The organism is Pantoea sp. 22096 (assembly GCF_052045955.1).
GTDB lineage: Bacteria > Pseudomonadota > Gammaproteobacteria > Enterobacterales > Enterobacteriaceae > Pantoea > Pantoea alfalfae.
Window position 1 is genome coordinate 36,068 of sequence record NZ_JBQEPW010000006.1, and the last position, 25,215, is coordinate 61,282.

Annotated in this window: 26 protein-coding genes; 12 read left to right on the forward strand and 14 right to left on the reverse strand. The window is 55.4% G+C overall.

Annotation, left to right across the window (positions count from 1 at the left end; translation table 11 throughout):
• Positions 1-15: 15 nt before the first annotated feature.
• The 6 genes from ACTJKZ_RS17460 to aroK form a co-directional block, all read right to left on the reverse strand.
• Positions 16-693, reverse strand: a complete 678-nt coding sequence (locus ACTJKZ_RS17460) for a phosphoglycolate phosphatase (RefSeq protein WP_061063545.1) — start codon at positions 691-693, stop codon at positions 16-18.
• Positions 677-1,360, reverse strand: a complete 684-nt coding sequence (rpe, locus tag ACTJKZ_RS17465; protein ID WP_013359278.1) for a ribulose-phosphate 3-epimerase — start codon at positions 1,358-1,360, stop codon at positions 677-679. The genes ACTJKZ_RS17460 and rpe overlap by 17 nt, the downstream gene beginning before the upstream one ends.
• A gap of 67 nt (positions 1,361-1,427) precedes the next feature.
• Complete coding sequence (dam, locus tag ACTJKZ_RS17470) at positions 1,428-2,243, reverse strand: adenine-specific DNA-methyltransferase (RefSeq protein ID WP_161733667.1); 816 nt, start codon at positions 2,241-2,243, stop codon at positions 1,428-1,430.
• Between the two features lie 93 nt (positions 2,244-2,336).
• Positions 2,337-3,389 carry an SPOR domain-containing protein gene (locus ACTJKZ_RS17475; protein WP_161733669.1) on the reverse strand — a complete coding sequence of 351 codons (1,053 nt, stop codon included), beginning with the start codon at positions 3,387-3,389 and terminating at the stop codon, positions 2,337-2,339.
• Between the two features lie 72 nt (positions 3,390-3,461).
• Positions 3,462-4,550, reverse strand: a complete 1,089-nt coding sequence (aroB, locus tag ACTJKZ_RS17480) for a 3-dehydroquinate synthase (RefSeq protein ID WP_253420243.1) — start codon at positions 4,548-4,550, stop codon at positions 3,462-3,464.
• 38 nt (positions 4,551-4,588) lie between these two features.
• Positions 4,589-5,110: a shikimate kinase AroK gene (gene aroK, locus ACTJKZ_RS17485; protein WP_003852989.1), complete on the reverse strand. Its 522-nt coding sequence runs from the start codon at positions 5,108-5,110 to the stop codon at positions 4,589-4,591.
• A 97-nt stretch (positions 5,111-5,207) separates the two neighbouring features.
• On the opposite strand from aroK, the gene ACTJKZ_RS17490 reads away from it, so the two are divergent.
• A complete protein-coding gene (locus ACTJKZ_RS17490; protein WP_223811662.1) occupies positions 5,208-5,381 on the forward strand; it encodes a hypothetical protein in 174 nt (57 codons plus the stop codon).
• A gap of 91 nt (positions 5,382-5,472) precedes the next feature.
• On the opposite strand, the gene hofQ is transcribed toward ACTJKZ_RS17490, so the two are convergent.
• The 5 genes from hofQ to pilM are packed head-to-tail and all read right to left on the reverse strand — an operon-like array spanning position 5,473 to position 8,894.
• Positions 5,473-6,744, reverse strand: coding sequence for a DNA uptake porin HofQ (hofQ, locus tag ACTJKZ_RS17495; protein ID WP_222924908.1), 1,272 nt, complete (start codon positions 6,742-6,744; stop codon positions 5,473-5,475).
• Positions 6,683-7,066: a HofP DNA utilization family protein gene (locus ACTJKZ_RS17500; protein WP_161733675.1), complete on the reverse strand. Its 384-nt coding sequence runs from the start codon at positions 7,064-7,066 to the stop codon at positions 6,683-6,685. Before ACTJKZ_RS17500 ends, hofQ begins: the two co-directional genes overlap by 62 nt.
• On the reverse strand, positions 7,056-7,553 hold the full coding sequence (locus ACTJKZ_RS17505) for a HofO family protein (protein ID WP_440829880.1): 498 nt from the start codon (positions 7,551-7,553) through the stop codon (positions 7,056-7,058). The genes ACTJKZ_RS17500 and ACTJKZ_RS17505 overlap by 11 nt, the downstream gene beginning before the upstream one ends.
• Positions 7,546-8,091 (reverse strand): PilN domain-containing protein, encoded by a 546-nt coding sequence (locus tag ACTJKZ_RS17510; protein WP_440829881.1) that lies wholly within the window; start codon positions 8,089-8,091, stop codon positions 7,546-7,548. Before ACTJKZ_RS17510 ends, ACTJKZ_RS17505 begins: the two co-directional genes overlap by 8 nt.
• Positions 8,088-8,894 carry a type IV pilus biogenesis protein PilM gene (pilM, locus tag ACTJKZ_RS17515; RefSeq protein ID WP_440829882.1) on the reverse strand — a complete coding sequence of 269 codons (807 nt, stop codon included), beginning with the start codon at positions 8,892-8,894 and terminating at the stop codon, positions 8,088-8,090. Before pilM ends, ACTJKZ_RS17510 begins: the two co-directional genes overlap by 4 nt.
• Positions 8,895-9,011: 117 nt before the next feature.
• Here pilM and mrcA point away from each other — a divergent pair, with 117 nt between their 5' ends.
• From mrcA to ACTJKZ_RS17535, 4 genes are all read left to right on the forward strand, one after another.
• Entirely contained in the window at positions 9,012-11,561 is a 2,550-nt protein-coding gene (gene mrcA / locus ACTJKZ_RS17520; protein WP_161733681.1) for a peptidoglycan glycosyltransferase/peptidoglycan DD-transpeptidase MrcA, read from the forward strand.
• A gap of 486 nt (positions 11,562-12,047) precedes the next feature.
• Complete coding sequence (locus tag ACTJKZ_RS17525; protein ID WP_161733683.1) at positions 12,048-12,458, forward strand: GNAT family N-acetyltransferase; 411 nt, start codon at positions 12,048-12,050, stop codon at positions 12,456-12,458.
• Positions 12,459-12,725: 267 nt separating this feature from the next.
• The gene (locus ACTJKZ_RS17530; RefSeq protein WP_237566700.1) at positions 12,726-13,172 is read left to right on the forward strand and encodes a helix-turn-helix transcriptional regulator; all 447 of its coding nucleotides are present in this window, start codon (positions 12,726-12,728) and stop codon (positions 13,170-13,172) included.
• Between the two features lie 20 nt (positions 13,173-13,192).
• Positions 13,193-14,491, forward strand: a complete 1,299-nt coding sequence (locus ACTJKZ_RS17535) for a cytosine permease (protein WP_161733687.1) — start codon at positions 13,193-13,195, stop codon at positions 14,489-14,491.
• 49 nt (positions 14,492-14,540) lie between these two features.
• Here the strand turns inward: ACTJKZ_RS17535 and nudE are convergent, their stop codons facing one another.
• Positions 14,541-15,104, reverse strand: coding sequence for an ADP compounds hydrolase NudE (nudE, locus tag ACTJKZ_RS17540; protein ID WP_440829883.1), 564 nt, complete (start codon positions 15,102-15,104; stop codon positions 14,541-14,543).
• A gap of 391 nt (positions 15,105-15,495) precedes the next feature.
• Here nudE and ACTJKZ_RS17545 point away from each other — a divergent pair, with 391 nt between their 5' ends.
• The 5 genes from ACTJKZ_RS17545 to pckA all read left to right on the forward strand — a co-directional run bounded on the left by ACTJKZ_RS17545 (position 15,496) and on the right by pckA (position 21,654).
• Complete coding sequence (locus ACTJKZ_RS17545; RefSeq protein WP_440829884.1) at positions 15,496-17,631, forward strand: intracellular growth attenuator family protein; 2,136 nt, start codon at positions 15,496-15,498, stop codon at positions 17,629-17,631.
• A gap of 56 nt (positions 17,632-17,687) precedes the next feature.
• The gene (gene yrfG, locus ACTJKZ_RS17550; RefSeq protein WP_440829885.1) at positions 17,688-18,335 is read left to right on the forward strand and encodes a GMP/IMP nucleotidase; all 648 of its coding nucleotides are present in this window, start codon (positions 17,688-17,690) and stop codon (positions 18,333-18,335) included.
• Between the two features lie 13 nt (positions 18,336-18,348).
• A complete protein-coding gene (hslR, locus tag ACTJKZ_RS17555; protein WP_033734209.1) occupies positions 18,349-18,750 on the forward strand; it encodes a ribosome-associated heat shock protein Hsp15 in 402 nt (133 codons plus the stop codon).
• Between the two features lie 49 nt (positions 18,751-18,799).
• Positions 18,800-19,666, forward strand: a complete 867-nt coding sequence (gene hslO, locus ACTJKZ_RS17560) for an Hsp33 family molecular chaperone HslO (protein ID WP_150011098.1) — start codon at positions 18,800-18,802, stop codon at positions 19,664-19,666.
• Between the two features lie 368 nt (positions 19,667-20,034).
• The gene (gene pckA / locus ACTJKZ_RS17565) at positions 20,035-21,654 is read left to right on the forward strand and encodes a phosphoenolpyruvate carboxykinase (ATP) (protein ID WP_440829886.1); all 1,620 of its coding nucleotides are present in this window, start codon (positions 20,035-20,037) and stop codon (positions 21,652-21,654) included.
• Between the two features lie 39 nt (positions 21,655-21,693).
• On the opposite strand, the gene envZ is transcribed toward pckA, so the two are convergent.
• Together envZ and ompR are read right to left on the reverse strand one after the other, a co-directional pair.
• A complete protein-coding gene (envZ, locus tag ACTJKZ_RS17570) occupies positions 21,694-23,061 on the reverse strand; it encodes a two-component system sensor histidine kinase EnvZ (RefSeq protein ID WP_003853013.1) in 1,368 nt (455 codons plus the stop codon).
• Positions 23,058-23,777, reverse strand: a complete 720-nt coding sequence (gene ompR, locus ACTJKZ_RS17575; RefSeq protein WP_003853014.1) for an osmolarity response regulator transcription factor OmpR — start codon at positions 23,775-23,777, stop codon at positions 23,058-23,060. The genes envZ and ompR overlap by 4 nt, the downstream gene beginning before the upstream one ends.
• Positions 23,778-24,312: 535 nt before the next feature.
• On the opposite strand from ompR, the gene yjbE reads away from it, so the two are divergent.
• Both yjbE and greB read left to right on the forward strand, forming a co-directional pair.
• The gene (gene yjbE, locus ACTJKZ_RS17580) at positions 24,313-24,561 is read left to right on the forward strand and encodes an exopolysaccharide production protein YjbE (protein WP_150011104.1); all 249 of its coding nucleotides are present in this window, start codon (positions 24,313-24,315) and stop codon (positions 24,559-24,561) included.
• 180 nt (positions 24,562-24,741) lie between these two features.
• Positions 24,742-25,215 carry a transcription elongation factor GreB gene (gene greB / locus ACTJKZ_RS17585; RefSeq protein ID WP_010253180.1) on the forward strand — a complete coding sequence of 158 codons (474 nt, stop codon included), beginning with the start codon at positions 24,742-24,744 and terminating at the stop codon, positions 25,213-25,215.

A 25,215-nucleotide genomic window follows, 5' to 3' on the forward strand; every position in this document is an offset into this window, starting at 1 on the left:
CTTAAGTCCTGATATTTACAGCCCCAGTGTGGGCAAAAGTTCGTCGAAAGAGTCGAGGGTTAAATCGGGCTGGCTGGTTGCAATCGGCTCGCCATAGTTATAGCCAAAGGTCATACCGACGTTGGGCACGCCCGCCGCCTGCGCCGCCTGGATATCATTGCGTGAGTCGCCAACAAACAGCAACTCGTTCGGCAGGACGCCGAAGGTGCCCAGCACCATAAAGATCGCTGCAGGGTGCGGTTTTTTAACCGGCACATCGTCGCCACCGATAATCAGCGAAAATGCATCGGCAATGCCAAGCGATTCAAGCAGCGGTGCCACAAACGGCGTCGGCTTGTTGGTCACAATCGCCATCGGCAGCCCGGAAGCTTTTAAGGCATCCAGCGTCTGCTTCACCTGTGGGAACAGCGTGCTGCCCGCATCCACAGTGTCGGCATAGTGGCGGTCAAACAGCGCGCGTGCATCGCGCTGCTCTTCCGGCTGCGGCTCACGGCCCAGCGCAAAGGTCAGCGCACGGGCCATCATGATATCGGCACCGTTGCCAATCCAGGTTGAGACGCGCTCAAGGCCCGCCTGCGGCAGGCGGAGATCGTTCAGCGTGCGGTCGATCGCATCGGCAAGGCCTGGCGCGCTATCCACCAGCGTGCCATCAAGATCAAACGCCAGCGCACGAATATCAGTGAAATGAGCCATTGGCTTTCTCCAGTTCATTGCGCATATCATCGATCACTTTTTTATAGTCAGGATGACCGAAGATGGCAGAACCCGCGACAAACATATCGGCACCGGCAGCCGCAATCTCGCGGATATTGTCGATCTTCACGCCGCCATCCACTTCAAGACGAATGTTGTAGCCGCTCTGATCGATACGTCGGCGTGCTTCCCGCAGTTTATCCAGGGTGCCGGGAATAAATGACTGCCCGCCAAAACCAGGGTTCACGGACATCAGCAGAATGATATCCAGCTTATCCATGACGTAATCGAGGTAGCTCAGCGGGGTCGCCGGATTAAAGACCATACCCGCTTTACAGCCATGCTCCTTGATCAGTTGCAGAGTACGGTCAACGTGTTCGCTGGCTTCGGGATGAAAGGTAATATAGGTGGCACCGGCTTTGGCAAACTCCGGGATCAGCGCATCCACTGGTTTCACCATCAGATGCACGTCGATAGGCGCAGTGATGCCATAGTCGCGCAGTGCTTTCAGCACCATCGGACCCATGGTCAGATTAGGGACGTAGTGGTTGTCCATTACGTCGAAGTGAACCACGTCACCTCCGGCCGCCAGCGCTTTGGCTGTGTCTTCGCCCAGGCGGGCAAAGTCCGCCGACAGGATTGAAGGGGCCAGCAAATATTGTTTCATCCGATTCTCCCACTGTTGTGCGCCAGCCCTGCGGCTGGCGTAATGCGTTGGTCGCGGACGAAACAGACTAGCGATAAAGTGCCAGCAGTTCGTCGACCTTGGTGCGACCGGCTATGCTCCGGCTGATAGAACGCCGGGCTTTGACCACATGTAACACTGCATCCTGATACCATAAACGTGTCAGCGCAGTGTCGTGGTTAGAAATCAGTACCGGAATCCGGTGCTCCGACGCAGCCAGCTGTGCCGCTAACGCCGCCAGATTCTCCTGCTCACGCAGGCTGAAGCTGTTGGTGTGATAAGCCGTAAAATTGGCCGTGGCCGACAGCGGTGCATAAGGCGGATCGCAATAGACCACCGAGCCTTTACCGGCACTGGTCAGGGTAACATCGTACGATTCACAGACAAACGTCGCTTTTTGCGCACGCTCGGCAAACCACAACAATTCGGCTTCAGGAAAGTAGGGTTTGCGATAGCGGCCAAACGGCACGTTGAACTCACCACGCAGGTTATAGCGGCAGAGGCCGTTGTAACAGTGACGGTTCAGATAGAGGAACAGCAGCGCGCGCTGGTAGGCGTCGGTGCTGCTATTAAATTCGGTGCGCCGCTGGTAATAACAGATTTCGTTGTTACCCTCCGGCGTAAACAGCAGCTGCGCGTCACGGATGAAATCCGCCGTGCGCGTTTTGACAATATTGTAGAGATTAATCAGGTCACTGTTGATATCAGCCAGATGGTAGCGATCAAACTCAGTGTTCAGAAACACCGAACCTGCGCCAACAAATGGCTCAACCAGACAGTCGCCTTGCGGCAGATGACGATGGATCTCTTCTACTAAGGGAAATTTTCCCCCTGCCCATTTCAGGAAAGCGCGATTTTTTTTCATGCTGTCGTGGTTATTACATCTTATTGTGAGGCTGTGGCTGGACCGACAGCAGATCTGCGCTTAAAACGGGGCCAGAGCCTGGCCCCACATCCGCTATTGGCTGGCTTCTTTCTTCACCTGGCTGACTGGTTTTACCCACGGGTTCTTCGCACGCACGTCTGCAGGCAGCGATGCTACAGCGCGTTTGGCATCGGCCGGTGTGGCATAGGAGCCACTCACCAGCACGTACCACGACTGACCGTTACGGGTGGTTTTGTAGACGTGATATCCACTCAGATTCTGTTGCTTAGCCCAGGCATTCAGGCTTTCCGGCTTTGATGCACCGCTCAGCTGCAGAGTATAACTGCCCCCTGGCAGTGATTTGCTGGCTGAATTGCTGCCCGCTGCCGTGGTAGCTGGCGCAGAACTCACTGGCGTACGCGCTGGCGTGGTATGCGTTTTGCTGTCACGGGTTACTGGCTTCGACGCTGTTTTATGCGATGAATCGTGCGCCGGACGAGCAGCCGTATTTGATTTGTTCGGTGTCTGACGGACTGAAGGTGCCGTGACAGGATTGGCAGCCGTTCCGGCATTGCCGCTGACCGTTGCTGGCGCCGTTGGCAGTGAACTGCCGTTCTGCGTGCCCATCGCGGCACTGTCAACCTGCTGCTGCTGATTAGTCAGCGCGCTGTTCAGATCGCCCGGCAGCGTGACACGCTGCTGATTTGCGGGTGCCTCAACCGGTGCGGCCTGCGTAGGCGTTGAAGCCACAGGCGGCATCGAGATGTCGCGCTGCGGATTAGAGGCAGCATCACCGCTGGTCGCCGCGTTATTTTCGCTGGTGGCGGGGGTAGTCTGCGCATCTGACGGAGGAGTCTGTCCACCGGACATGGAAGAGGAGCCGCCCAGGTCAATATTCTTTTCGCTGCCGGAACCGCCATTGGCGGCAGGGGTTGTGCCCGCCGTGGCCGGTTTTTTCTCATCCGGGCCATTCAGCGCCGAACCAATCCCCAGCACCAGTAACAGCAGAACCAGGATCCCGACACCCATCATGATACGCTGGCGCGAAACCGGTGTTTTGGCCGCAGTAGACGACTTACGAGGGCGCGAGGGACGGCGGTCGCTGGCGTCAGGTTTTAACTCGTCTTCCGGTTTAAACTCATCCATTTTGGCTCCTCCGTAAAGCGGCATTCCGCACTGCGCACCCTGCGCGCCGCGTCACCACTCAACTGCTTAATCTCAGGGTTGCTGACAATCGTTAATTGCAGCCAGCACCATATCATGTGCCACGCCACCACGCACTTCAGAGCGGCCAATCGACAGCGGGAGTATCAGCCGCAGTTCGCCCGCCAGAACTTTTTTATCGCGCATCATGTGTGGCAGATACATCTCTGCACTCATCGCCTGCGGCCCATGCACCGGCAAACCGGCACGCTGGAACAGGGCAATAATGCGGTCGGTCTCCTGCGGCTGGAACTGTCCCAGACGTTCAGCCGTACGTGCTGCCATCACCATGCCCGCCGCAATCGCTTCACCGTGCAGCCAGTTGCCGTAGCCCATGTGCGCTTCAATCGCATGACCAAAAGTATGGCCCAGATTAAGCAATGCCCGCTGACCGTTTTCACGCTCATCGGCCGCTACAACCTCTGCTTTCAGTTCACAGCAGCGACGAATGCAGTACGACAGCGCCTGTTCATCCAGTGCCAACAGCGCATCAAGATTCTGCTCCAGCCACTCGAAGAACGCACCGTCGAGGATGATGCCGTACTTTATGACTTCCGCCAGACCAGACGCCAGTTCGCGCGCGGGCAGCGTCTTCAGACAGGCCGTATCAATCACCACCGAGGCGGGTTGATAAAACGCGCCGATCATGTTTTTGCCCAGCGGATGGTTAACGGCCGTTTTGCCGCCAACCGAAGAATCAACCTGCGACAGTAAGGTGGTCGGTACCTGAATAAAGCGTACGCCACGCTGATAACTGGCCGCAGCAAAACCGGTAAGATCGCCAATGACGCCGCCGCCTAAGGCGACAAGCGTTGTATCACGACCGTGAGGCTTTTGCAGGAGCGCAGTAAAGACCTGATCCATCACGGTCAGCGTCTTATATTGCTCGCCATCGGGTAAGATCACCTGATCCACTTTTACACCTGCCGCCGTCAGCCGTGCTGTCAGCTGGTCAAGATAGAGCGGAGCCAGCGTCTGGTTTGTCACCACCATGGCGTTTTCGCCCGCGGTCAGCGGCCAAAAAGAAGCCGGATCGTTAAACAGTCCGGCGGCGATAGTGATGGGGTAACTGCGTTCCCCCAGTGAGACGGTGATCTTCTCCATGATGCCCGATACCTGTTAAAAAGCCTTCGAACGTTGGATCAACTTTTTTCCAACATGTGGATAATCTGATTCGCCACCACTTTCGCACTCTGATCATCTGTGCGAATGGTGACATCGGCGATCTCTTCGTAGAGCGGGTTGCGTTCGCCAGCCAGCGCTTCAAGCACTTCGCGCGGCGGTGAATCCACCTGCAGCAACGGACGTTTTTTGTCACGTTGGGTGCGCGCCAGTTGCTTCTCGATGGTGGTTTCAAGATAAACCACAACACCGCGGGCGGAGAGACGATTACGCGTTTCCCGGGATTTGACGGAACCACCGCCTGTCGCCAGGACGATGCCTTGCTTCTCGGTCAGTTCGTTAATGATTTTTTCTTCGCGATCGCGAAAGCCAGCTTCGCCTTCGACATCAAAAACCCAGCCCACATCCGCTCCGGTGCGTCGCTCAATTTCCTGATCGGAATCGAAGAACTCCATGTTGAGTTGCTGAGCCAACTGACGGCCAATAGTGCTTTTGCCGGCACCCATCGGCCCAACCAGAAAGATATTGCGTTTCTCTGCCATTTTGTCGGTATTACTAAGAATTCGTTAATGATACCCCGCGTTCAGCATTTGCTGGCGGGACAGGAACTGAGACCTCATGAGCGTTAGCAAGAGTCAGATGAAAAATTATCTCAACACTCAAGGCTGTTTGGCAACCGATTATATTGCCTTCAGCACATCCATTTCTGAATTGGCCTGTGTTCGCGAAACTGTAACGCGCCAGCGCTGCGTCTTTACAACGCTGCTTACAGAGGAGTTTTCTGATCTGTTTGCCGGGATTTACCCTGCATAGACGGTTACACCGTATTGAAAATCGCTAAACCTTGTAAGCTAATTCCTCTCCTGCGTCAACGCAGATGGCCTTAAGGGACGCATTTTCCGTTTTATCCAGCCGTAAGCGCTGCTTCCCTGACCAATCGCGGCGTTATGAAGATCACCAGCTCTCTTTTTTTGCGCTGCTCTGATTGCTGACGAAACAACCCGCCAATCAGCGGCACCTTTCCCAGCAGCGGCACCTTATTCTCTCCGTGACTGCGCTGCTGCTGAAAGATACCCCCTAACGCCAGTGTTTGCCCGTCACTGACCGTGACCTGCGTCTCAATTTCCTGTTTATCAATGGATAATATGTCGCTGTCGCCGGTTCTGATGCTGCGACCCGGCATGTTCTGACTGATATGGATCTTCAGCTGGATGCGGCCATGCCCGGAAATCGTCGGTGTCACCTCCATGCCCAGCACCGCTTCTTTGAACTCAATACTGGTGGCTCCGCTGTTTCCCGCCGACACTTCATAAGGAATCTCAGTGCCCTGCTTAATCGACGCGGTCTGTTGATGTGAGGTAAAGAGGCGTGGACTGGCGATGATTTCAATCTGGTTCTCCTGCTCCAGCGCACTTAATTCCAGGTCCAGAAGCTGACCGCCGATGCGCGCCAGTGCCATACCCACGCTGACGCCGGGCGAACTGACCGCCAGCGGAATATCCAGCCGGGGATGATGCAGGATGTCAGTCACGGCGGCGTCACCCGCCTGCAATCCCCACTTCACACCCAGCTCCTGCAGATGCTCTTCGCTGATGGTGACGATATGCGCCGATAGCTCGATCTGCTCCAGTGGCAGGTCCAGCGCCCGTATCCAGCGCTCCGTCTCTTTCAACGCTGCCGCCGTATCGCGCAGTAACAGGGCATTGGTGCGTTTATCGACCGTTACGCTGCCGCGCTCACTCATCAGCGACTGCCGCTCACTCAGCAGACTGGCATGCACCTCACTGGCGCTGGCGTAACGCAATATCACGGCGCGCTGCTGCAAAGGCTCCTGCAGCAACCGGGCCTGCTGCTCAGCCTGCCGTGTCTGCTGCTGTTCCTGTTGCCAGCTTTCCGGATAGACCAGCAGGACATTACCCTGTTCTATCAGCGTCAGCTTTGCCATGCGCGCCACCAGCTCCAGCGCCTGATGCCACGGCAGGTTATCGAGCCGCAGCGATAACGCCCCTTCAACTTCTGGCGCAATCATCAGGTTGATCTGCTGATAGTCAGCCAGCGCCTGCAAAATACGCGCTACCGGCGCGTTATCAAACGTCAGGCTGAGAGGCTCCTCATCAGCGGCGTAAACCGGCAGCAGGCAGTTTATGAGCAGCAGCAGAGTGGCTATCCTTTTCATGCGAACGTCCTTTTAAATAAAACGAAGTCTGTTGAGCAGTGCAGCTATTCGATACCGTTAAGGAGATGCTGCGGCGGGTCATATCAGCGAGTTGCCAGGGCGGCAGGGGAAATGGCTTGCCTGTACGGACTGCGACGCTCTCTCCCTGCGGGTTCAGTAGCCAGGCATGAAAATGCGTCTTACGGCCAATAATCCCCTGCAGACGCCAGCCGGTAAGCGGCTCTGCAGGCGCCTCACAAACTGATCCGGCAACAGGACGGAACGGATCACGCGCCAGCACACCGCCACAGCACAGCAGTAAAATCAGCAGGTTATGGCGCATCGTCAGGCTCCAGCCAGAGTTGGGCCACCAGTTGCTGCGGCTGCGCCAGCAGCTGGAAATGCACCGGAAACACCAGGGAAGTATCGGCAAGCTCAGCAAAAAGTGACTGAAACGCCGGCCACTGCAGATGCAGGGTCAGCGTGCGTGAAGGAGAATCCGGCTGCCACTCTTCGAGCTGATGACGTCGTGCCGCCAGGATCGCTTCCACTGCCCGGCCCGATGCGCCCGGTGCAGATCTCGTGAGCGGCATCGACTGCAGCTGCGCCTGCAACTGTGCATTATCGGGATTCTGATGCCACTGCTGCTGGCGTTGCTGAAGGATACGGTTCAACTGCAACAGTGTCTGCTGTTCAGCGATCAGCGCCTGCTGCTGTGGCCGCAACCATAATACCCATGAGATCAGTAGCAGGCCGGATGAGAGGGCGGCGAGCATGCCGTAGCGTGGAAGTGCAGCCATCTGCCACCAGCGATCCCACCACTCATTCATCAGCCACCTCCTGCACCTCTGCCCGCAGTGAAAAGCGATAATGACTATCAGCCTGACGCTTAACGCTGCCCTGCCTCACCTGACCAAACAGAACGACGGTGGTTAACTGCTCACGGAACTGCCGAACCGCCGCCATATCCTGCGCCAGCCCCTCCAGCGTGAGACGATTGTCGCGCTTCTCCAGCCGGGTCAGCCAGGCGGTGTCAGGCAATAACGCGGGTAAATCGATCCAGAACTGATGCCATGCAGCAAGTTGTGCAGCCTGCTGGCGCTGCTTCGACTGCTGTTTTTGCACTACCGCGAGCTGCGCCAGTAACGTCTTCTGCTGCGCCAGCTGCACGTCCAGATTTTGCAGTGCCTGCTGCTGCATCCTGCTCGTCTGGGCCACCTGCTCACGCACCTGATAGATGCGCCAGCTTTGCTGGATGATTCCCACCAGAACAGCACTCAGCATCAGTGACAGCACGACAAGGCTCTGTCGCCGCTGCTGTTGCTGACGGCACTGCCGCCACGGCAGCAGATTCACGGCGACCATCATTTATCTCCGTCGCGCAGCGCCAGCCCGGTCGCCAGCGCAAAGGCACCCGGAATTTCCGGTAACGGCGGCTGTTTATAACGGAACAGATCAAAGGGGGAAAACGCGCGGGCGTCAGCGGGCAGCGCAGAATTATCGGCTGAGCACCAGGCGACAGAAGGGGCGTCGGGGAAGGCCTGTTGCTGCAGTGCCGCAAGCGAAGTGGCTTCGCCGTTCTCAGCCGCGGTATGCACATCGCTCCAGAGCCAGCGGTTATCCTGCTGCAGGACCAGCACCGCGCCATCCTGCAACGCAGCCTGGCGGGCTAACCGCCTGAGCGCTTCGGTAGTCAGTTCAAACACCTGCGGCTTTAATCCCGCCTGCAGCAGTGGCGCTGCCCACTGGTCTATAATCTCCAGCCGGGCCGCCGTGACGCAGAGCTGGCCGCTCTGTGCATCCATGCGGTAATCCAGCGCCAGCGCAGCAGGCTCCAGTGGAAAGAGACGGCGCGCAGCCGCCTGCACGTAGTGCCCCAGCGCAGGCTCATTGAGCGACTGAACAGGCAGCGGGAGCTGGCGCTGCAGGACCAGCCGGGTGGGCAGCGCGACCCGCAGCGAGTAACGACGCGGCAACCGATGACGCCAGGCCGTTAAGGCTGCCAGTAATTCAGGCGAAGATTGCAGCACGCCGTTTCTTAACGTATCTTGCGGCAGCCGCTGCTGCCACCAGTGGCGTAGCTGCCAGCCATCACGATGAGGCTGGAGGGCCAGGGCACAAATCTGCCTATTCTGAATATCCAGCCCAATTTGCCAGGTATGAAAAGCCATGTGCGCGATCTCCTTATCGTCCGGGAAAGATGGACATATCAAAGCGTCTGGCTTGCCTTTATACTACCGCGCGGTTGTTTATAAACTGCTCAAACGACAAGAGATGGGAAATTCCAGGTGAAGTTCGTAAAGTATTTATTGATCCTTGCAGTGTGTTGCATCCTGTTGGGAGCTGGCTCGATTTATGGTTTATACAAATACATAGAGCCACAGCTGCCCGACGTAAACACGCTGAAAGATGTGCGTCTGCAAACCCCGATGCAGGTTTACAGCGCCGATGGCGATTTAATCGCCCAGTATGGCGAAATGCGCCGTATCCCTTTGACTCTGCAGCAAGTGCCACCTGTGATGGTGAAAGCGTTTATTGCGACCGAAGACAGCCGTTTCTATGAGCACCATGGTGTTGACCCGGTGGGTATTTTCCGTGCGGCCAGCATTGCGCTGGTTTCCGGTCACGCCTCACAAGGTGCCAGTACTATCACTCAGCAGCTGGCCCGTAACTTCTTCCTGAGCCCGGAACGCACCCTGATGCGTAAAATAAAGGAAGCGTTCCTGGCGATCCGCATTGAGCAACTGCTGAACAAAGATGAAATTCTTGAGCTTTACCTGAATAAGATCTACCTCGGCTACCGTGCTTATGGCGTCGGTGCCGCCGCACAGGTCTATTTTGGTAAGCCGGTTGACCAGCTGTCGCTGAGTGAGATGGCGATGATTGCCGGTCTGCCAAAAGCGCCATCCACCTTTAACCCGCTGTACTCGCCGAGCCGCGCCCTGTCGCGCCGTAACGTGGTACTGGCGCGTATGCTGGATCAGCATTACATCACGCAGCAGCAGTATGACGAGGCACGGAATACGCCGCTGGTGGCGAAGTATCACGGTCCGGAAATCGCCTTCTCTGCACCCTATCTCAGCGAGATGGTGCGTCAGGAGATGGTGAAACGCTACGGCGACAATGCCTATACTGACGGTTACAAGGTTTACACCACTGTCACCCGCCGTCTGCAGGAAGCCGCTCAGACCTCGGTGCGCAATAACGTCATGGCTTACGATATGCGTCATGGCTATCGCGGCCCGACCAGCGTGCTGTGGAAAGTGGGTGAACCTGCCTGGGATCAGACAAAGATTGAGAAGGCGCTGAAGACGCTGCCGGTCTATGGACCGTTGCATCCGGCCGTGGTCACAGAAGCACGCAGCGATGAAGCGACCGTAATGCTGAAAGATGGCAGCAATGTGTCGCTGGCACTGGCTGGTGTGCGCTGGGCACGTCCTTATAAGTCTGACACCGTACAGGGCCCGACGCCGAAAAGCGTGACGCAGGTCCTGCAGGCTGGCCAGCAGATCTGGGTGCGAAAAGTGGGTGATGACTGGTGGCTGGGCCAGGTGCCGGATGTGAACTCGGCGCTGGTCTCGCTGGATCCAAATGATGGTGCGGTGCGCGCGCTGGTCGGCGGTTTCGCCTTTAACCAGAGCATGTTTAACCGTGCGACCCAGGCGCTGCGCCAGGTCGGTTCTAACATCAAGCCTTTCCTCTATACTGCCGCCATGGATCGCGGGCTGACGCTCGCCTCCATCCTTAACGATGTGCCGATTTCCCGCTGGGATGCGGGTGCCGGGGCTGACTGGCGTCCAAAGAACTCCCCGCCGACATATGATGGTCCGATTCGTCTGCGTCAGGGACTCGGTCAGTCGAAAAACGTCGTCATGGTACGTGCGATGCGTGCGATGGGTGTGGACTACGCCGCAGAGTATCTGCAGCGCTTTGGTTTCCCGGCTCAGAACATTGTGCACACCGAGTCGCTGGCATTAGGTGCGGCCTCATTCACACCGTTACAGGTGGTGCGCGGCTACTCCGTGATGGCGAATGGCGGCTTCCTGGTCGATCCTTACTTCATTACTAAAATTGAGAACGAACAGGGCGGCACCGTATTTGAAGAGAAACCGAAGATCGCCTGTCCACAGTGCAATCTGCCGGTCATCTACGGTGAGACCAAAAAAGCGCTGGCGTTAAATGAAGAGAGCGTCGAGAACGTTGCCGCCTCAAATAACAACCAGAATCAGGCCGTTCCTCAGCCTGAACTGGAGCAGGTTCCGGCGCAGGCACAGCAGGGTGAGCAGCAATATGCGCCGCACGTGATTAATACCCCACTCACCTTCCTGATTAAGAGCGCGCTGAACAGTAATATCTTTGGCGAACCGGGCTGGATGGGAACTGGCTGGCGTGCCGGGCGTGACCTCAAGCGTAATGATATCGGCGGTAAAACCGGTACCACCAACAGCTCGAAAGATGCCTGGTTCTCGGGTTACGGCCCTGGCGTGGTGACTTCAGTCTGGATTGGTTTTGATGATGCGCGCCGCAATCTGGGCCGCAGCACGCTCTCCGGTGCCATTCCCGATCAGATTTCGGGCTATGAAGGCGGCGCTAAGAGCGCACAACCGGCATGGGATGAGTACATGAAGAGTGCGCTGGATGGTGTACCGGTACAGCCGTTAACGCCGCCGGATGGTGTGGTCACTGTGACGATCGATCGCAGCACCGGCAAGCTGGCCAATGGCGGTGGCAACACCCGTCAGGAGTACTTCATCAATGGCACCCAGCCAACCGAATATTCGGTGCATGATGTGGGGACTACCATTATGGATAACGGTGAGAGTCACGAGCTGTTCTGATGTGATATCTGCAATGTGAAATATCTGAGGCTGGTCACCTGACGTGATCAGCCTTTTTTATTGGCCCGCTTATCATGATGAAACACGCGATGCTTTTCGTGCCTGAGCGACTCAGTCAACTGGGATGGGAAAAAAAGAAAGGTAAAGCCGGAGAGAGATCATCATCTGTTGCTGAGGAAAATGCCGATCACCCTGAGCGATCGGCATTAAATCAGTCAGATAATATAAAGCAATGTGTATGAAGTGATTCAGAAAGTGAACCTAAAAAAGAATATCGTTATTATATCGCTATGATTAGCTTAGTCTTCCCTGGTGCCAGCAAATATAATTATTGGCATGTCCGCTGAACAACGATAACCAGTTTAATATTTATTGCGCCCAATAACAGGAGGGATATTAACTCTTGCGCATCGCTTACCATCATGATAAGAATGGAAAGTTCGAAAACCTCTATTTTGATTTAATCACCTATGGATACTTTTATATATGGAAATTAAAGTGGGCCATACGCAAGACCCCGAAACTGAAGAATATATTATTCAGCGACTCTGGCAGCATAATGGACGCTTTGCTGACATCAATATGAAAACGCTGAATGTTATCCTGTATGACGAACAGAAAAATATCCAGGGTGGCCTGTTAGCCCATACCTGGTGTGGCACGCTGGATATTCATTATTTATGGATAGAGGATGCCTGGCGCCTGCATGGCTCCGGACGTCAGCTGATGCAGGCCGCGGAAGAGGAAGCGCGCAATCGCGGCTGCCATATGGCCGTTGTTGACACGTTAAGTTTCCAGGCACGGGGTTTTTACGAAAAACTGGGCTATCGCGTCTATGGCGAACAGGATGGCTATGCGCAGCGCTATGCCCGTTATTATCTGGCAAAAAGATTATAATCTGAATGCTTTCAGCGAGGCGCTATGGACAGCCCATACCGTAGTATTGATGAATTCATTTCTGCATTCGCCACCACCATGGATTTATTACCGACACCCTGGGGGTTTAAGAATGCCGCATCGCAGCATCTTTATATGAATGAAGCTGCAAAAAAGTATACCGCTACGCCGAAAGGTTATTTATTTGAGGGAAAAAGAGACAGTGAGTTTCCCACCCCCTGGAGTGATTGCGCCGATGAATTCTGCGAGCACGATCAACAGGTAAAATTGAATAACAGTCGCGTGGCCGTGATTGAAACCCACTACTGGTATGGCAACAACTACCTCACCCCTTTTATCAGCGAAAAATACCCTGTTTTCGACGATCAAAATCAGTGGCTGGGCTGTATCTGGAATGCACGTCCGGTGGATAACCTTACGGCAATGAGCTTTATCGATCCCAGAAAATCCTCTGTACTGACGACGCGCCTGGAACACGCCCTGTTTACCCCCGCCGAGCTGGATGTCATTTTCCTGCTGCTACGACGCTTCAGCGCGAAAGAGATCGCCCGCATCTATAACCTCAGCGCAAAAACTATCGGTAACCGCATCACCATGCTTTATCAAAAAGCGGGTGTGCATTCGCTACAACAATTTGAGAACTACTGTCGTGCGGAGTCACTGGAGAATTATCTGCCAGAGCGGTTTCTCCGCACAGGCATTATTTATATATAAACCGGTAAGGAAACCCTGTTGTGAGTAAATTTGATGATTATCCTCTGAGCCCTGTTCCTGCAAATAAAAGGCTCTCACTGCTGAGCGTCGCTATTGTGCATATGGGCATGCTGACTGCGCTGGATCAGTTTATGCTTGGCGCGGTTCTGGGCAACAGTATGACGCCAGGCGAGGCGTTTACCGCCATCACGCTGGCCAGCCTGCTATTTGGCGTGCTGACCTTCGCGCTCGGCTATGCAGGAATGCGCGAGGGATTGCCGGGCAGTCTGCTGGCTCGCTGGTGTGGTTTTGGTCGCCACGGCTCAGTGTTCATTGGTCTGCTGGTCGCGGTCAGTCTGCTGGGCTGGTTCGGCATTCAGAATGCCGTTTTCGCCCGATCGCTGAGCTATGCCCTGAACGGCACACTCAGCTTCTCAGAGTCGGCAGCACTTTCAGGGGCCGTGTTGACGTTACTGGTTACCTTTGGCTTTAAGGCGCTGCGCTTTACCGCACGCATTGCGGTTCCACTCTTCATCGCACTGATCGGCTGGATTTTCTGGCACGCGTTCCACGGCCAGCCTGGCCAGCACACACCGCCGGTTATCGCCAGCCAGGCCATTACCGTGAGCGCCGCCATTACCATGGTAATTGGCGGTGCAATCCTGGCCAGTCTGATGACGCCCGACCTGACGCGTTTCTCACGTAACGGTAAAGATGTCTTCGCCATTACGCTGCTGACCATTCTGGCGGGAGAATATGGGATTAATGGGCTGGCCATTCTGATTGCCAGAGAACTGAAGACCTCAGACATCATCGCGATCATTACGCAAACTACCAGCTCACTGGGTTTGCTGGTTGTGGTCTTTTCTACCCTGCGCATTAACGACCTGAATCTCTATTCGTCAACGCTGGGCATCGCCAATGCGATTGAAGGCTTAACCGGCTATAAGCCGCGTTATCCTGTGATTACGCTGCTGCTCGGTATGCTCGGCACACTCTGTTCAATTCTTGGGATTCTTGATCGTTTTGTCGATTTTCTGGAACTTCTGGGGGTCATCTTCCCGCCGGTACTGGGCGTGATGATCATTGACTACTATGTGCTGAAAACTGACCGCCAGACGCTGGCGCTGAGCCGCAACAGCAATTCCTTACCGGCAACGTCTCAGCTTATCGGCTGGCCCGCGCTCATAGCCAGTGCAGCGGGCGGAGCCACCGGACTGTTGGTTGAGCGCGGCGTACCGGTACTTAATTCGATTCTCGTGGCATGCGTGGTTTATCTGTTAACCGCCCCCCTGTTGAAGCCTGCATCAGCCATACAGGAAAATGCAAGAGCAGAATAAAATCGAAACGCGCCTGCTGACAGGCGCGTTTCCTTACTTATGCGCTCGCTCAGTAACTCAGCCGCCCCTGCTTCACCAGCCATTCGCGCGCCATAAACAGCGCACTGACATTACGTGCCTCGCGGAAATCGGGTTCATCCAGCAGCGACATCATATCGCTCAGCGGCCAGCGGTGGACAATCAGCGGCTCCGGCTCATCGCCTTCCAGCTTTTCAGCGTAGAGACCTTCCGCTATCACAATATTCATCTTACTGGAAAAATAGGAGGGGGCCATCGTGAGCTTGCCCAGCGTGGTCAGCTGTTCGGCACCAAAACCCACCTCTTCTTTGAGTTCACGCACCGCCGCTTCATTCACGGTTTCACCTGCATCGATCAGCCCTTTCGGAAAACCCAGCTCATAGGTTTCCAGTCCGACGGCATACTCCTGAATCAGGATCAGATGGTCATCAATAATCGGCACAATCATCACCGCTTCACGCTCAGAGGGCTTCATCCGCTCATAAACGCGATGCGCCCCATTGCTGAAAGCCAGATCGACCGACTCAATAGTGAATAACCGTGAACGCGCCACGGCGGTGATATTGAGGATGTCAGGTTTTTTTGGAATTTTCATATCAGCCTCAAATTATTCTGCGCCGGCTATCTGGAGCGAATTAGCATACCTAACCACAGGCAATTGTGCGACAGTCAGACAGTGTCGTTATCGTTGCATAGATTACAGCGATTGAATAACAGCCTTTGGTTATCAGTTAAGACTAAATTTGCATTAGTCAATATGCTGCGATAAGTTTCAGATAATACCGATATTTAATCCAGTCTGTGCCAGTTACCATTCGGACAAGGCAGGGTTTAAAAAATGCCAGTCAGATATACGCTGGCACTATTTCATCGGGTGCCTGACTCCTCAGGGTTATATAATCTTCCGGAATGCCTCTTTTATAGTGAGCATAACCGGAGGCGAAAGTTTAAAGTGAAGGCAGCATTTTGGCTGAATTGAGCAGAGCATGAGCACAATCTTTATGATCCTGGCCATAGTGCTGACCTGTTCAATCCTGGCAGGTATTGGGTTCTGGTACGCTATGCGGCATCGCCCGCCGTTGGCGAAACCGCTGCCATTCATCAGTCCGCCCTGCCGTAAACTTTCTGCCCAGGAGCGTGAGGCGGTCGATAAATATGTCGCCGCGCTTGAAAAGCAGCCCCGTACCACACTGACTACGGATAAGCGCAGCGCGTCTGAACGTCTGACACTGACGGCGCAGAGCAACAATGTCTATCCGGTTACCCGCGCCATTACACGCTATGGCCTCTCTACTGACGATCCCCATAAATGGCGCTACTACCTGGATGAAGTTGAAGTTCATCTGCCGCCGCTGTGGGAACAGTACATCACTGACGAAAACTACGTTGAGTTAATCCGCACCCAGTCCATTCCGCTGGTGATCTCACTGAATGGCCACTCGCTGGTGGATTACGCCGTCGACCAGCAATCGCTGCCGACACTGATGCGCCCTGTGTCGACTAACGCCTCTATCCGCAAAGCAGAAACGGAAAACGTCGAACTGCTGCAGGTGCGTAAAGAGACAGCGGAAGAATATCGCCTCTCGCGGCCAGACGGCACGCGTGAAGCGGTGATGATCTCCCTTGCCTTCTTACTCTTCTTCTTCAGCCTGTTAGTGCCCACCACACTGATGATCTGGCTGGTCCTGACCGGCGCAGTCACGATCGCGGCTAGTCTGTGGCTGCTCTATCGCATTCCGGGTGAGCGCGGACTGCGTGATATCCACTGCCTGCGCGGCGCGCCAAAGCGCTGGGGCCTGTTCAGTGAGTCGAACCAGGAGCAGAGCAACATCACACTGGGGATTATTGACCTCGCCTATCCTCCGCACTGGCAGCCTTATGTGGCACACGATCTCGGTCAGGTGACCGATGTGGAAATCTACCTCAATCGTCAGGTCGTGCGTCAGGGACGTTTCCTGTCGCTGCAGGATGAAGTCAAAAATTTCCCTATCCAGCGCTGGCGAAAAAACGTGGTGCTGGCCTGTGGTTCGCTGATGGTGCTGACCATGCTGGTCACCTGGATCCCGCTTGGTATGCCGATTAAGCTCAGTCTGGCCTGGGCCAGAGGCACCGACAGTCTGGAGGTCAGCAGCGTCGATAAACTCAGCAGCGTGCCGCTGAATATTGGCGACAACCTCAAAGTGAGTGGCACCGGCATGTGTTCCGTGCCAGACAACTACCAGAGCAACCGCAGTTACGCCTATATGCCGTTTGACTGCTCGGCGGTCTACTGGAATAACGCCACGCCATTGCCGCAGCCACAATCGGACATCATCGACAAAGCCGCGGCGCTGCTGGATACCACCACAAAGCAGCTGCATCCGGAAACCAATACCGATCCCAAACTCAATCCACAACTGGCCTCCGCGATTCAGAAGTCAGGCATGATCCTGCTGGATGATTTTTCCGATCTGGTGATGAAAACGCAGGATCTCTGCAATCAGCCGCAAGACTGTATGCGCCTGAAAAATGCGCTGGTGAACCTGGGCAATGCCAAAGACTGGGAAGCGCTGATGCGCCGGGCAGATTCCGGCCAGCTAAACGGCATGAATGTCCTGCTGCGGCCGGTCAGTGCGGAAGCCCTGGAAAATCTGGTCAATACCGCTACCTCGACCTTCTTTTTCCGCGAAACACGCCGGGCGGCAGAAAACCTTAATAGCCCGCCACCTGGGGGATTCCTGATCGTCAGCGACGAGGGTCGCCAGTTGGTCAATCAGCCGCAGCCTTCCGTATCGCTGTTTGATCTCGATCCCCCCTCCCAGTGGCGCGAGCTGCAACGTATTTCCGCCATGCTGCTGCACACGCCGTTCAGCGCAAGCGGCATCATTACTGGCATTTCGACCGATGCCAACGGCACACGTCACATCATGCTGCACAATGAACCGGATGCTATGGCGCAGTGGCGCTATCTCGGCACCGTATTGCTGCTGCTGGTGCTGCTGGCCTGCAGCGTAATCAACGGACTGCTGGCGCTGCGCCGCATGCACCGTAATCGCCAGCGCATGATCGATATCCAGCAATACTACGACAAGTGTTTCAACCATAACCTCGGCACTTTGCAGAGCGTGCGCTCGATATTCTGAGCCCTGCCCTTCTGTGCTACCCTGTCGCCCGGTTTTTTACAGGGTCTGACACTACGATGCTCAACTGGTCTGAGATTGATACCGTGCTGCTCGACATGGATGGCACGCTGCTGGATCTGGCATTCGATCGCTATTTCTGGCTGGAGCATGTCCCTGAACAGCTCAGCCAGCAACGCGACATCAGCCGGGCAGAAGCCGACGCGATCATCGCGGAAAAGTATCAGGCCGCTGCCCATACGCTAAACTGGTATTGTCTGGATTACTGGGCAGAGGCGCTGTCGCTGGACATCCGTGCCATGACCTGGGCGATGCGCAGCCGGATCGCACTGCGTGACGATACGCTGCCTTTTTTGCAGGCCCTGCGTCGCGCCGGAAAGTCCACGATTCTGCTGACCAATGCGCATCCTTACAATCTGGACGTCAAACTGGCGCAGACAGGTTTAGCGCCGCACCTTGATTTATTACTTTCCACCCATACCTTTGGGTATCCGAAAGAAGACCCGCGTTTATGGCACGCGGTACAACAGCACACCGGCTTTTCTGCGCCGCGCACGCTGTTTATCGACGATAGCGAAGTGATTCTGGATGCTGCGAAGCTATGGGGCATCGGTGAGTGCTTAGGCGTGAAGAACCCCGATTCGGGTCGTCCTGAGCAAATCTTTCAGCGTCACCGCGCCACGGACGATTACCGGACGCTGATCTGAGTCAGGAGCAGCAATGAAAGAGAAAAGCAGCGAAGAGGTCCGCCTCGACAAGTGGCTGTGGGCCGCGCGCTTCTACAAAACCCGGGCAATGGCGCGGGAAATGATTGAAGGCGGCAAGGTGCATTACAACGGCCAGCGTAGCAAACCCGGCAAAGTGGTAGAGCTGAATGCGGAACTGACACTGCGTCAGGGCAATGATGAACGCACCGTAGTAGTGGCTGGCATCACCGCGCAGCGCCGTCCCGCCAGCGAGGCCCAGCAGCTCTATCGCGAAACCGATGCCAGCATTGAAAAACGCGAAAAAATGGCGCAGGCGCGCAAGATGAATGCGCTGACTATGCCGCATCCCGATCGGCGACCAGACAAAAAAGAGCGTCGCGATTTGATGAAGTTTAAATTATCGGGCGATGAATAACGCCGTCTTCGCTGACGCACCATCGCCCCGTCCCAGTGAGAGAAAAAATATGTCAGTCCAGGATCAACTGCACCGTTATCTGTTTGAAAATGCCGCCGTGCGCGGCGAGCTGGTGAACGTCTCTGACACCTGGCGTGAAACCGTGAAGAACCACGACTATCCGGCACCGGTTAAAACGCTGCTGGGTGAGATGCTGGTCGCCACCAGCCTGCTGACCGCCACGCTGAAGTTCGATGGCGAAATCACCGTGCAGTTGCAGGGTGACGGTCCGCTGTCGCTGGCAGTGATCAACGGTAACAATAATCAGGAGCTGCGCGGCGTTGCACGTATCAAAGGCGACATCCCGGATGACAGCACCCTGAAAAGCATGGTCGGCAATGGTTATCTGGTGATCACCATCTCCCCTGAAAAGGGTGAACGTTATCAGGGCGTGGTCGGGCTGGAAGGTGACACTCTGGCGGCGTGCCTGGAAGATTACTTTATGCGCTCCGAGCAGTTGCCCACGCGCCTGTTTATCCGCACCAGCGACAAAGGCGCTGCCGGTATTCTGTTGCAGGTACTGCCAGCGCAGGATACAGAGAAAGAGGTCTTCGAACACCTGGCGACACTGACCGAAACCATCAAAACGGAAGAGCTGATCGATCTGCCTGCTAATGAAGCGCTGTGGCGTCTCTACCATCAGGAAGAGGTTACCCTCTACGATCCGCAGCCGGTGATCTACAAGTGCACCTGCTCGCGTGAACGCTGTGGCGAAGTGCTGACCACGCTGCCGCAGGAAGAAGTGGATGAGATCATCGCGGAAGATGGCAAAATCGACATGCACTGCGACTATTGCGGCTCAAACTACGTGTTTGACGCCGTAGACATTGCCGGCATCCGTAGCCACTCCCATGAGAATAACGACCGACTGCACTGATTAATCGGGCGGCGTCTGCCGCCCCTTCTCTTTTCCCCCGCGCTATCCCCATAATTTTTCTGACAAATTATCTTTTTTTACTTTCATAACATCTTTTAAACGTTCGAAACATAGCCTTAACGCGCCCTGAGTCGCATTTTTAGATCACTGCCCTTTTTCCCTCTTCGCAGAAGAGTAAACTGCGCGCGATCGTGCAAACGCCCGGACGCCTGGGGCAGATGCCCTGAATAGCCCGGTTAGCTTTGCAGGCTGTCGTAACGACGCGCAGTAAACCGTCAGTGATTCACCGCACCCGATACCACAGCCGGTGGCACGATCCCAACCTATCTCTGCTTTGCAGAACAGACACCGATTTAAGGAGCAGTAAAATGCGCGTTAACGGCCTGACCTCGCAAGACCTTGCCGCTTTGGGCATCGTGGATACCACGGAAGTGGTTTACAACCCTGATTACGACACGCTATTTCAGGAAGAGACGCGCCCGGACCTCGAAGGTTTTGCTCGTGGCACCCTGACGCAGAGCGACGCGATTGCAGTAGACACCGGGATTTTCACCGGGCGATCGCCAAAGGATAAGTACATTGTGCGTGACGACACCACGCGCGATACCCTGTGGTGGAACGACCAGGGCACCGGCAAAAACGACAATCAGCCTCTGTCACAGGAGACCTGGAACGCACTGAAAAGCTGTGTTACCCGCCAGCTTTCCGGCAAGCGTCTGTTTGTAGTGGATGCGTTCTGTGGTGCCAATGCCGATTCACGTCTGAGCGTACGTTTCGTCACTGAAGTTGCCTGGCAGGCTCACTTCGTGAAAAACATGTTCATCCAGCCTACAGACGCTGAGCTGGCCGACTTCACGCCTGACTTTGTGGTGATGAACGGAGCGAAATGCACCAATCCTGACTGGCAGGCGCAGGGTCTGCACTCGGAGAACTTTGTTGCCTTCAATCTGACGGAACGCATGCAGCTGATTGGCGGCACCTGGTACGGTGGCGAGATGAAGAAAGGTCTGTTCGCCATCATGAACTACCTGCTGCCGCTGAAAGGCATTGCTTCAATGCACTGTTCAGCTAACGTCGGTAAAGCAGGTGATGTGGCGGTCTTCTTTGGTCTCTCCGGCACCGGCAAAACCACACTCTCCACCGATCCTGACCGCCAGTTGATCGGCGATGATGAGCACGGCTGGGACGATGATGGCGTGTTTAACTTCGAGGGCGGTTGCTACGCCAAAACCATCAACCTTTCTGAGCAGGCTGAGCCGGAGATCTACCGCGCCATTCGCCGCAATGCATTGCTGGAAAACGTGGTAGTGCGCGAAGATGGCAGCGTTGATTACGCCGACGGCAGCAAAACAGAGAACACCCGCGTCTCCTATCCGATTAATCACATCGACAATATCGTGCAGCCGGTCTCAAAAGCGGGCCACGCGAAGAAGGTGATTTTCCTGACCGCCGATGCGTTTGGCGTGCTGCCACCGGTTTCACGTCTGACGCCGGAGCAGACGCAGTATCATTTCCTGTCAGGCTTCACCGCCAAACTGGCGGGTACCGAGCGTGGCGTGACGGCGCCGACCCCAACCTTTTCCGCCTGTTTCGGCGCGGCATTCCTGACGCTGCATCCGACGCAGTACGCTGAAGTGCTGGTGAAGCGGATGGAGGCGTCCGGTGCGCAGGCTTATCTGGTCAATACCGGCTGGAACGGCAGTGGCAAACGCATCTCACTGAAGAATACCCGCGCCATTATCAATGCGATCCTGGCGGGTGAGCTGGATGATGCACCGACAGAAACGCTGCCAATCTTTAATCTGCAGATGCCGGTTGCGCTGGGCGAGCTGGACAGTGACACGCTCGATCCGCGTCGTAGCTGGGAGAGCGAAGAGAAGTGGACCGCTGCCGCCGAAGGTCTGGCACAGCGCTTTATTGATAACTTCGACAAGTACACGGATAACGCCGCAGGTGCTGCGCTGGTGAAAGCTGGCCCGCAACGCTAAAAGAACCGGCGCGGCAATGAAACTGCCGCGCCGTTTTTATCATCCCGACACGCTGTTGCTGCCGTTGTTGTGGCTCAGCGCCATGCTTTCCACTAACGGCAACCAGGCACGAATGCGTAAACCGCCGCGTTCGCTCTCACCAATCTCCAGCGAGCCCTGATGGGCATCAATAATACGCTGCACGATCGCCAGGCCCAGACCAGTCCCGCTGGTGCTGCGGGCGCTGTCACCGCGCACAAACGGCTGGAACAGATGCGCCAGCTGATCCGGCTTGATGCCAGGTCCGTCATCTTCCACCTGAAACCATGCCCGATGCAGTTCCCGTCCGCTACTGACCTTGATCCAGCCATTGCCGTAGCGTGCGGCGTTGACGACCAGGTTAGCCAGTGCGCGTTTAATCGACAGCGGGTTAATATCCAGCATTAACTCTTCCGGCATCACCGCATTTTCGATTTCACGCTCATAGCCGCTTTCAGCCGCCACGACCTCGCCCAGCACGCTGTTCAGGTCGGCACGCTCGGTCTGCATCTCCTGACCAGTGCGCAGGTAGTCAATGAACTGTTCAATGATGGCGTTGCACTCTTCGATATCTTTATTAATCGATTCGGCCAGATAGCCATCCTGCTCGCTCATCATCTCGGTGGCGAGACGAATGCGGGTCAGCGGCGTACGTAGATCGTGGCTGACACCCGCCATTAGCAGCGTGCGGTCATCCGCCAGCTGCTTCACGCCAGCCGCCATCTGATTAAAGGCGCGCGTTACCGATCGCACTTCTGATGCACCGTATTCGCGCAGCGGCGGCGGAATAATCCCGCGTCCGACCTGTAGCGCGGCGTGCTCCAGATCCACCAGGGGTCGGTTCTGAATACGGATAAACAGCCAGGCACCGCCTATCGCCAGCAGCATGATCGCCAGGGTGTAGCGGAACAGCGGTGAGAAGTCGCCCTGATGAATCTCCGTCAGCGGCACCCGCACCCAGATATCGGGCGACAGCCAGGTTTTCAGCCAGACCACCGGCGAGTTTTTGTTCACCTCCACCCGGACATCGGTGGGACCGCCAAGCTGCTGGCCCATCTGCTCGCTCAGGAATTCATAGTGCTGCGCCCAACGCAATCCGCTCTCCTCTGCTGCTGCATTGGTGTAGAGCGAGATCCCCAGCTCGCGGTAGATTTCCCGGCGAAACGCCGGGGGCACTTCCAGCTGCGTGCCATCTTCCAGCTGCAACCGGTCGGTCATCAGCATACGAACTTCGTAAGCGAGCACCTTATTGAACTGTTGCAGGCTGGGAAGAATAGCGAAGTTCAGCACCACCAGATAGGTCGTTACCAGGCTGACGAACAGCAGGGTAACGATCAGCAGCAGGGTGCGGGCAAACGAACTACGTGGCGAGAAGCGCAGTCGCTTCATGCTTTACTGCCGTCCGGCACAAAGACGTAGCCCAGACCCCAGACGGTCTGGATATAGCGCGGATGCGCAGGATCCTCTTCCACCATGCGACGCAGGCGGGAGATCTGGACGTCGATCGAACGCTCCATGGCGCTGTATTCACGGCCACGCGCCAGGTTCATCAGCTTGTCACGGGACAGCGGCTCACGCGGGTGGCTTACCAGCGCTTTCAGCACCGCAAACTCACCGCTGGTCAGCGGCATCGGCTCATCTTCACGAAACATCTCGCGGGTGCCGAGGTTAAGTTTGAATTTACCGAAGGCAATAATCGCCTCTTCCTGCGACGGTGCGCCTGGCAGTTCATTAGCCTGACGGCGCAGCACCGCGCGGATACGCGCCAGCAGCTCACGCGGGTTGAAAGGCTTGGGAATGTAGTCGTCAGCGCCGATCTCCAGCCCCACGATACGGTCCACCTCTTCGCCCTTGGCAGTCACCATAATAATCGGCATCGGGTTGCTCTGACTGCGCAGACGACGGCAGATAGAGAGGCCATCTTCGCCCGGCAACATCAGGTCCAGCACCATCAGATGAAAGGATTCACGGGTTAACAGACGATCCATCTGCTCGGCATTAGCGACACTGCGCACCTGAAAGCCCTGCTCGGTGAGATAGCGTTCAAGCAGTGCACGCAGACGCATATCATCATCGACGACCAGAATTTTGTAGTTCTCTTGCATTTTCAACTCCCAAAGGCGCTATTGCCTGAGCCAACATTGTTAAAAAAAGATGCCTTATAGTGACAGTCATTATTGGTTTATATTCTAGCCAAAATTGTTACAAAGCATATTAAACAGGAGCTTATATTTGAATTAAGGCGATTGTGGGGTCGTTTCAACCCGTTTACCCCTGCCTGGCTTCTGATACGGCAAATCTGAAAAAATGGCCCTGTTTCTCTGTATCGCTGGCGTCAGAAGCGAGCCAGTTTTTAATCGATGAATCAATTCAGTGAGTTAGCAGATAATTTGACTTAATGATCAGCCATCATTGTAGATAAGCTCCAGATAATCTACCTCAACAGCGTTGCGGCAGCATAATATTCCAGTAAATCTGCCTGACACCTCATGCTCCTCTCGGATTAGTTTCAGCAGCACGTTCAGCAAGGCCAGTTTAAATTAAAGCTCTTTAAATCAATCAGTAAAGCCAACTTTTCGCCCCTCTCGTTTTGAACCAGACTGCTCTGGCAACATTCGATGTCTCAACGGGGAATACACAATGAAAAAAACAATTTTACTGCTGAGCGCGCTGGCATTAAGCAGCGTCAGCCCAGGTTATGCTGCCACAGCCACCGGTGAAGCCGCCGGCGCAGCAGCGACAACCACTGCAAAAGGTAACTCTGACGCCATCGGCGTGGGTGCAGTCGCAGCCCTGCTGGGCGTTGCGCTGGCCACTATGGGCGGCGGCGGCGGTGACGGTCATAGCACCGGCACCTCGACCACTACGGCGACTCACGCCGGAAAATAAGTTTAAGCACCCTGCTGGCTTCAGATTACTGGTTTCATTTTGCATCACAGCATCAACCCTTTCGCCGCCGGGGAAATTAACGTGGGTTTTTAGCCTTTAAAAACCCTTTCCCCGACTCTTTTTTGCCGTGCCCTCTTTGCCTTACACTGTCGCTCCTGAGATTTCTGTGGCCGGTATAGCATGAAAACCCGACTTATTACCCGTGAAGGCTTCGATAAGCTGAAAGCGGAACTCGACTATTTATGGCGTGAAGAGCGACCGGAAGTGACGAAAAAAGTCACCTGGGCTGCCAGCCTTGGCGATCGCAGTGAAAATGCCGATTATCAGTACAACAAAAAACGGCTGCGTGAAATTGACCGCCGCGTTCGCTATCTGACCAAAAGTCTTGAACAGCTGCGTATCGTTGACTACTCACCCCAGCAGGATGGCAAAGTCTTCTTTGGTGCCTGGGTAGAAATTGAAAACGATGAGGGCGACCTCAAACGCTTCCGCATTGTGGGCTACGATGAGATTTTTGGCCGTAAAGATTACATCTCTATCGACTCACCCATGGCGCGGGCGCTGCTGAAAAAAGAGGTCGGCGATGCCGCCACCGTTGAGACGCCAGTGGGTCCGGCACTGTGGTATATCAACGCGATTGACTACCCGCAATAA